At 73.2% G+C, this 8594-nt stretch carries 4 protein-coding genes; 1 reads left to right on the forward strand and 3 read right to left on the reverse strand.

Annotation, left to right across the window (positions count from 1 at the left end):
- Positions 1-55: 55 nt before the first annotated feature.
- From O2L52_RS02475 to O2L52_RS02485, 3 genes are read right to left on the reverse strand one after another with little or no spacing between them, the layout of a single operon-like run.
- Positions 56-3223 (reverse strand): error-prone DNA polymerase, encoded by a 3168-nt coding sequence (locus O2L52_RS02475; RefSeq protein WP_270113717.1) that lies wholly within the window; start codon positions 3221-3223, stop codon positions 56-58.
- Complete coding sequence (locus tag O2L52_RS02480) at positions 3216-4601, reverse strand: DNA polymerase Y family protein (protein ID WP_270113718.1); 1386 nt, start codon at positions 4599-4601, stop codon at positions 3216-3218. The genes O2L52_RS02475 and O2L52_RS02480 overlap by 8 nt, the downstream gene beginning before the upstream one ends.
- On the reverse strand, positions 4598-5872 hold the full coding sequence (locus O2L52_RS02485; RefSeq protein ID WP_270113719.1) for a hypothetical protein: 1275 nt from the start codon (positions 5870-5872) through the stop codon (positions 4598-4600). Before O2L52_RS02485 ends, O2L52_RS02480 begins: the two co-directional genes overlap by 4 nt.
- A 484-nt stretch (positions 5873-6356) precedes the next feature.
- Here O2L52_RS02485 and helR point away from each other — a divergent pair, with 484 nt between their 5' ends.
- Positions 6357-8516 (forward strand): RNA polymerase recycling motor ATPase HelR, encoded by a 2160-nt coding sequence (gene helR, locus O2L52_RS02490; RefSeq protein WP_270113720.1) that lies wholly within the window; start codon positions 6357-6359, stop codon positions 8514-8516.
- Positions 8517-8594 lie beyond the last annotated feature (78 nt).

Raw genomic sequence — 8594 nt, forward strand, 5'->3', positions numbered from 1 at the left:
GGTGACCAGCGGCCGTGCCTTCAACGGCTGTGCTTCTCCAACGACCGTGCTTCCTTTAACGGAAGTCCCGTGACGGCGCACTCGGGCCGTTCAGGTCCAGGAGCGTCAGCTTGTCCGCCACGATCATCGGCATCACATCCCCGGGCGCATCGTGCGGCTTCTCCACCGCGCCCCTGATCACCAGCGCCCTCGCCACCGACGCCACGCTTTGCCAGCGCTTCCAGAGCCCTTGGGAGCACACGATGTTCGCGATCCCCGTCTCGTCCTCCAGGCTCAGGAACGTGACGCCCTTCGCGGTCGACGGGCGCTGGCGGTGCGTGACGATCCCGGCGACCTCGATCCGCGTGCCGTCCTCGGCGAACGGCAGCCGCGCGGCGGGCAGGATCCCGGCGGCGTCGAGCGAGGCGCGGACCAGCTCCATCGGGTGGGTCTGGACCGAGAGTCCCAGGCCGGTGTAGTCGGCGCGGGCGAGTTCGGCGCCGCTCATGCCGGGCAGGGTGGGCGGCGGCGCGGCCGGGCCGGTGCCGGGGATCGTGCCGGGGCGCTCGTCCACCGTTCCGGCCGCCCACAGTGCTTTGCGGCGGTCCGGTTCGAGGCTTTCGAAGGCCCCGGCGACGGCGAGCTTCTCCATGCGCTCCTTGCCGAGTCCGGTCCGGCGGGCGAGGTCGGCGAGGCTCTCGAACGGGCCGTCCTGCCCGCGTTCGGCCACGATGCGCAGCGCGGCCGCCTCGCCGAGCCCTTTGACGTTGTCGAGGCCCAGGCGCAGGTCCGCTTCGCCGAGGATCGGCGCGCGGCGCTCGCGCCCGGAGGGGATGAGGGAGGCGACCGCTTCGCTGGCGTTCACGTCCGGGGCGAGGACGGTGAGGCCGTGGCGCTGGGCGTCGGCGATGAGCGAGGCGGGGGAGTAGAAGCCCATCGGCTGGCTGGCGAGGAGCCCGGCGTAGAACGCGGCGGGGTAGTGGCATTTGATCCAGGCCGAGGAGTAGACGAGGTGGGCGAAGGAGGCGGAGTGGGATTCGGGGAAGCCGAAGTCGGCGAATGACTTGAGCTGCTCGTAGACCTGGTCGGCCTGCGCGCCGGTGATGCCGTTCGCGGCCATGCCCTTGTAGAGGCGCAGCCTGAGCTCCTCCATCTTCTCGGCGGAGCGCTTGGCGCCCATGGCCCGGCGCAGCTTGTCGGCCTCGCCGCCGTCGAATCCGGCGGCGTCGATGGCGATCTGCATGAGCTGCTCCTGGAACAGCGGCACGCCGAGGGTCTTCTTCAGGGCGGGCATGAGCTTCTCGGGAACGAGGTGCTCCCAGGGCTCGCCGTGCCTGCGGCGCAGGTAGGGGTGGACCGAGTCGCCCTGGATGGGGCCGGGCCGGATGAGGGCGACCTCGACGACGAGGTCGTAGAACACCTCCGGCTTCAGGCGCGGGAGCGTCGCCATCTGGGCGCGGGACTCGACCTGGAACACGCCCACGGTGTCGGCGCGCTGCAGCATCTCGTAGACGACCCGCTCGTTCAGGTCGATCAGGGCGAGGTCGACCGCGTCGCCGTGGAAGTCGCCGATGAGGTCGACCATGCGGTGCAGGGCCTCCAGCATCCCCAGGCCGAGCAGGTCGAACTTGACGAGGTGCGCGTCCGCGCAGTCCTCCTTGTCCCATTGGAGGACGGTGCGGTCCTTCATGCGGGCCGGCTCGACCGGGACGATCTCGCTGACGGGCTGCTCGGTGAGCACCATGCCGCCGGGGTGGATGCCCAGGTGCTGCGGCATGTTGACGAGGTCGCCGGCGAGCGCCTGGACGTCGGCGGGGATGCCCTCGGCCTCCGCGGGGTCCACGCTGCCCCAGCGGTGGAGGCGCTTGGACCAGGCCAGGGCCTGGTCGGGGCCGTACCCGAGGGCTTTGGCGGCGTCGCGGACGGCCGAGCGGGGCCGGTAGGTGACCACGTTGGCCACCAATGCGGCCCGGTCGCGGCCGTACTTCTCGTAGACGTACTGGATGACCTCTTCGCGGCGGCCCGATTCGATGTCGAGGTCGATGTCGGGCGGGCCGTCGCGGTCGGAGGAGAGGAACCGCTCGAACAGCATCCCGTACGCCACGGCGTCCACTCTGGTGATGCCGAGGGCGTAGCAGACGGCGCTGTTGGCGGCCGATCCCCTGCCCTGGCAGTAGATGTCGTGCTCCCGGCAGAAGCGGACGATGTCGGCGACGATGAGGAAGTAGCCGCTGAACTCCAGCTCCCCGATGACCTGCAGTTCGCGTTCGATCTGGTCCCAGGCGCCGGCGACCCGCTCCCGCCCCCGCGGCCCGTAGCGCACTGCCCCGCCCTCGTCGGTCAGCATCCTGAGGTACGAGTGGTCGTCGTGGCCGGCCGGGACGGGGAAGTGCGGCAGCCGGGGCGCGAGCAGCTTGAGCCGGAACGCGCACTCGGTGGCGATCCGCACGGACTCCTCAAGGGCCGCAGGGAAGTCGGCGAAGCGCTGGGCCATCTCCTCGCCTGAGCGCAGGTGCGCCCCGGCGTTCGCGGGCAGGTGCGGGTCGGTCGCCTCGAGGGTGCTGCGGGCCCGGATGGCGGCGAGCGCGGCGGCGGTGCGGGCGCGGTTCGGGGCCGCGTAGTGGACGTTGTTGGTGGCCACGACCGGTACACCGAAGCGCCGGGCCAGGGCCGCGAGCGTCTCGATCCGCTCCGTGTCGCCGGGCAGGTCGTGGCAGGTGAGTTCGACGGCGAGGTGCTCGCGGCCGAAGGCGTCGGCGAGTTCGCGCAGCGCGTCCTCGGCGGCGTCGGGCCCGCCCGCGTCCAGGGCCGCGTTGAGGAAGCCTTTGCGGCAGCCGGTGAGGATCTGCCAGCCGCCGTTCGCGTGGGCGCCCAGCGAGGCGAGGGAGTAGCGGGGCCGGTCCTTCTCGCCGCCTTCGAGTTTGGCGGCGGTGATGGCGCGCGAGAGGGCGCGGTAGCCGTCGGGGTCGCGGGCGAGGACGACGAGGTGGCGCCCGGCCGGGTCGACCTGGCCGCGGCGGGCCCGGGTCAGGTCGAGGTTCAGTTCGGCCCCGAAGACCGAGGGGAGCTCGAACCGGGCTGCGGCCGAGTCGAACTGCGGGATCGCGTACAGGCCGTCGTGGTCGGTGATCGCGAGCCCTTTGAGGCCGAGCCGGGCGGCTTCGGCGGCGAGCGCGGCGGGGGCGTCCGCGCCGTCGGCGAAGGAGTAGTGGGAGTGGCAGTGCAGCTCGGCGTAGTCAGTCATACCAGCCCACCGCCTTCCACTGCCCGCCCTCGCAGACGAGGAGGGCGGCGCGGCCGTCGGCGAGCTCGACCTGGAGGCGCGCGTAGCGGCGGGCGACCGGGCTCCACCAGCGCTCGGACACCGGCCACGGCCCGGCCCAGGCGACGACCGGGATCCGCTTGCCGCCCAAGGCGATCACGGTGGGGGACGCGGACAGGTCGCCTCTGGCGAGCGCCTGGACGGGAGCTCCGGCCGCGTCGAGGACGGCGACGTGGTCGTCGGTGCCGATGAGGCTGGGCAGCGGATCGGGCAGCGTTCCGGGCCACGGCCCCGAAGGCGGCGGCGGCGCGTGCTCGACCTCCCACGCGGCGGCGCCGAACCGCTCGTCGAGGTCGCGGCCGTCGGTGGCGGCGGCGATCTGCACGGCGTCCGGGCCGAACCGGCTCTGGGCGTGCCGCAGGGCGGCCTCGGCCTTCACGTCCCGGGCGCCCTTGTCGCCCCACAGGCCGCGCCCGGCCGCGACCAGGCCGATGAGCCCGCCGGGGGCGAGCTCGAGCACGGTGATGGCGTGCGCGGTTTCGTCGGCCGTTTCGCTTGCGGCGCTGGTGGAGAGCCAGCCCTCGAGCTGCCAGCGCACGCGGCGGGAGAGTTCGGCGGCGCCGATGGCGGGGTCGAGCTGCCAGGTGCGGCGGCGCCCCATGCCGCTGCCGGTGCGGGCGGTGATCGTGACGCGGGTGCAGGCGAGGTTGCGCGCGTCGAGGAGGCGCAGCAGGCGTTCGGCGAGGGGCCGGGCGGCGAAGACGGCCTGCTCGACGGTGGCGTACGGGGTCTCGGGGGTCTCGGCCACGGTCAGCTCCGGCGCGGCCGGGCGGGGGACGAGCGGGCGGGCGAGCTGCCCGGCGGCGAGCAGCTGGGCCCTTCGCACGGCCGCGCCGAACCGCTCCGCGACGGCCTGGCCGGGCAGGTCGCGGAAGGCGCCGAGCGTGTCGATGCCCAAGTGCCGCAAGGTCTCGCAGGTCTCGGGGTCGACCAGGCCGGTGGCCTGGAGGTCGCGGATGTCGCGGCGGGCGAGGAAGGCCGCGTCGCGCCCGGCCGGGACGATCCGCCCTTCGCGGGCGGCGAGGACGGCGGCGAACAGGCCGTCGGCGACCCCGGTCAGGCAGTCCTGGTCGACGAGCCCGGCGACGGTGTCGATGAGGGTCTCGCAGAACGCGGCCTCATCGCCCGCCCCGCGCCGCAGCGGCACGGCGACGACGCCGGGCTCGAGCACTTCGACATAGGGCGTGAGCAGGTCGAGCGCGTCGAGCACCGGCTCGAACGCGGCCGAGTCCTCGGCCTCCCAGTCCACGAGCCGCATCACGAGCACCCGGCTCCCGGCCCGCCGCACCTGCACGCTCACGGCAGATCGCCTCCGGCAGGCCGAAGAGGAACCACCTCGCCACCGGAGGCCGCACTGGAGTCGATCCGCAGGCGCGTACGGTCGAGTAGCGGCACCATCACTGAGGGTGAGACCTGGGTCACCGAAGGTGCTGAACTGTCGTACCCCCCTGCCACACTGGAGTGGCCGGCGGATGCATCCGCTGCACCGGAACGAATCCGGAATTTTCCGGAGGCACCGGGGTCATCACCACACTCGACCGGAGCGCGCCCGGTCGAGGTGGCAGTCGGCAAGGTGGTGGTGGGGTGGGTGGGCGAGGGGGAGGGAGGGAGGCCCCCAGAGTCCGCGAGATCGGCCTGACGGTCCGCGATCGCAATGCGTTCGCCGAACCGCCCGCGCTGAGCGCCGTTCGCACGGGGCCGCGAGCGGTTCGCCTCGGCGGCACCGCGATCCATGGCGGACCTCGAGTGCAGGTCGATGACGTTCCCGTGGGCGGATCGGTTCTCGCCGGCCGCCTCCGCCTCGCCGCCGTAGGGCCAGATCCGGGCGTTGCGGGTGCCGCCGGTGCGCCAGTGGGCGGCGACCTCCAGTTCGCAGGCGTCGAGGCGGCCGGCGCCCCAGCGGCGGCCGGCGTTGGGGCGCAAGCCCTTCCACCGCGCGCGGGCGACTTCGAGCCGGGCGTCGGCGCCGGAGACCGGACGGGTCTCCCACCAGATGATCGCGGTCCCGCTCTTGCGGGCGCGGGCGGCCAGCCGCCGGGTCTGCGTCGGCGTGAGCCCTTCGCTCGGCACCACCACCGCGGCGACGCCCTCGGCCAGCGTCCCCGCCGCCTCGACCACGAGCGGCCCCGGGTCGACCAGCGCCACCCTCCCGAGGTCGACCCCGGCGGCCGTCGCCGCCAGCGGGTACACGCGCGGCATCCCGACCAGCGCGCACCATGCGCCCGACCCGGTCGGGCCGGCCAGCAGCCGCCACAGCAGCGAGGTCGCCCCGCGCCGCGAGGCCATGATCGCGGTCACAGTCGCGAGTCCGCCGTGGGGCAGCAGCGCGGAAATGTCAGGGGTGACGGGCAGGATGACCCGAGAAGCGTCGGGGGCGGCCTCGGGCCGCGGTTCGGCGACCGCCGCACTGACAACACTGTGCGGCGCGGTCGCGAGCGCCCCGGTGTCCGGCGGCGGCCCGCCCGCAAGGCGGGCCTCGCGCCCGGGCCTCGCTTCGGCTGCGGGGCGCAGCTCTGCGGCGGTGCGCAGGCCGAGCTCAGCGGCCAGCGCGGCCGCGACGGATGTCGCCACCAGTTCCCCCGTATCTGTCGAACATGTGTATCAAGATCAACATACCGAACTGATGGCAGCGCGCAACCTCAAACAGGTGTTTGATAAATCTCCCGGCGGCGATCTGCGGCTCGGCCCAGGTCACATGGCATGGAATGGCCACGAATCGGCATTTCCGCGATGATCGCGCCCATCCGACCCAGGGTGAGCGGGCAGCGGGGAAAACACCCGAACGGGCGGTCTCGCCGATGAGCGCCCTGGCGGGAAGGGGCGTGAAGGGGAACCGCTCCGGGGGTGTCGCGGCGGGCCCTGCGCTCGACGCCGCCTCCGGGCCGGTCTGCGCGGCCCGCGCACCGGTGCCCGGAAACGCAGAAAGGAAGCCGCCTGCGCCGCTTCCCTCTCCAGAATATAGCCCGGGGGTGCCGAACAAGGGTGCACCGGGGTGTGTTTTCGCAGGTCAGCATGGTTCACACTCGTACTTCCAATGCTCGAAGGGAGCCGCTGAGTGAACCCGAAGTCCCACAGTGCATTCCAACTGCCCGAGCGCCTCGCCGCGAAGGCCGACCCGGCGCTCATCGCCGACGACGAGCGCCATTTCGCCGCCATCGCGGCCAGTCTCGAGCAGTCGATCGCCGAGGTCGCCGACCGCCTCGCCGCCATCCGCAAGGAGGAGGGCGGCACGGGCCGGTTCGAGGGCCAGGCCGCGGCCGACCGGGACCGGGAGATCCACCGGCTGACCGGCCGCCTCGGCGCCCTGCGCCGCTTCGGCCTCGACCTGTGCCTCGGGCGGACCGTCGCCACCGGGGGCGAGACGGTCTACATCGGACGTCTCGGGCTCACCGGTGACGACGGCCGCCGCCTGCTGCTCGACTGGCGCTCGCCCGCCGCCGAGCCGTTCTTCGGCGCCACCCACGCCGACCCGATGGGCCTGGCCAGCCGCCGCCGCTACCGCTGGACCCGCGGGCGCATCAGCGACTACTGGGAGGAGGTCTTCACCACGGACGGCCTCGAAGGCCATGCGGCCCTTGACGACCAGTCCGCGTTCATCGCGAGCCTCAGCACCAGCCGGTCCGAGCGGATGCGCGACGTCCTGGGCACCATCCAGGCCGACCAGGACGCCGTCATCCGCGCCGGGTCGAGCGGCACGCTCGTGGTCGACGGCGGGCCCGGCACCGGCAAGACCGTCGTCGCCCTCCACCGCGCCGCCTACCTGCTCTACTCCGACCCGCGCGTGGGCCACCACCGCGGCGGCGTCCTCTTCGTCGGCCCCCACCAGCCGTACCTGGCGTACGTCGCCGACGTCCTCCCCAGCCTCGGCGAAGAGGGCGTGCAGACCTGCACCGTCCGCGACCTCCAGCCCGAAGGCGCGGACGCGCCCGAGGAAGCGGACCCGGCGGTGGCCGCGCTGAAGTCCGGCGCGGACATGGTCAAGGCCCTCGAACCGGCCGTGCGCCGCTACGAGCGCCCGCCCGCCGAGGAGCTGGCCGTGGAGACCCACTGGTCCGAGGTCCGGCTCAGCGCCGACGACTGGGCCGACGCGTTCGACGCCGCGGGCCTCGGCACGCCCCACAACGAAGCGCGCGAGCAGATCTGGGACGAACTGGTCGCCATCATCGCCGAGAAGCACGACGAGGACGAGATCGAGGAGGACCTGCTGCGCCGCTCCCTCGCCCGCAACCGCGAGCTCACCAAGGCCTTCGACAAGGCCTGGCCGGTCATCGAGCCCACCGACCTCGTCGCGGCACTGTGGGCGGTCCCCGACTTCCTGCGCATGTGCGCCCCCTGGCTCGACGAGGACCAGGTGGCGCTGCTCTACCGCGAGGACCCGAAGGCCTGGACCACCGCCGACCTGCCGCTCCTGGACGCCGCGCGGCACCGGCTCGGCGACCCCGAGTCCTCCCGCCGGGCCCGCCGCCGCGAGGCCGAGATCGCCTCCGAACGGCAGGTCATCGACCGCGTCGTGGAAGAAATACTCCAGGCCGGCGACGGCAATGTGGAGGAGATGATCCTCCTCAAAGGCGCCGACCTGCAGGACGCCCTCGTCCACTACGAGGACCTGGAGGCCCCCGAACCCGACCTGCTCGCCGGGCCGTTCGCGCACGTCATCGTCGACGAGGCCCAGGAGCTCACCGACGCCGAGTGGCAGATGCTGCTGCGCCGCTGCCCGTCCCGGAGCTTCACCATCGTGGGCGACCGCGCCCAGGCGCGGCACGGCTTCACCGAGTCGTGGGATGAGCGGCTGCGGCGCATCGGCCTGAACCAGGTGCGCCTGGCCTCCTTGAGCATCAACTACCGCACGCCCGAAGAGGTCATGGCCGAGGCTGAGCAGGTCATCCGGGCCGCGATCCCGGACGCCAACGTGCCCGTCTCGGTCCGCAGCAGCGGCGTCCCCGTCCGGCGCGGGTCCACCGCGGAGCTCGACGCGGTCCTCGGGGCATGGCTCGCCGAGCACGACGACGGCACCGCCTGCGTCATCGGCGACCCCGCCTTCGACGCGACCGCGCGCGTCCGCTCGCTCACCCCGGAGCTGTCGAAGGGCCTCGAGTTCGACCTCGTCGTCCTCATCGACCCCGACGGTTTCGGCGACGGCATCGAAGGAGCGGTGGACCGCTACGTGGCGATGACCCGCGCCACCGGGCAGCTGGTGATCCTCACGGGCGCTTGACGAACGGACCGGCCGCGCGGCGCCGCGCGGCCGGTGCCCGCCGAACCCCTAATCACCGCACACAACACCGGCGTTAGG

The organism is Glycomyces algeriensis (assembly GCF_027622855.1).
Classification (GTDB): Bacteria; Actinomycetota; Actinomycetes; order Mycobacteriales; family Micromonosporaceae; genus Glycomyces; species Glycomyces algeriensis.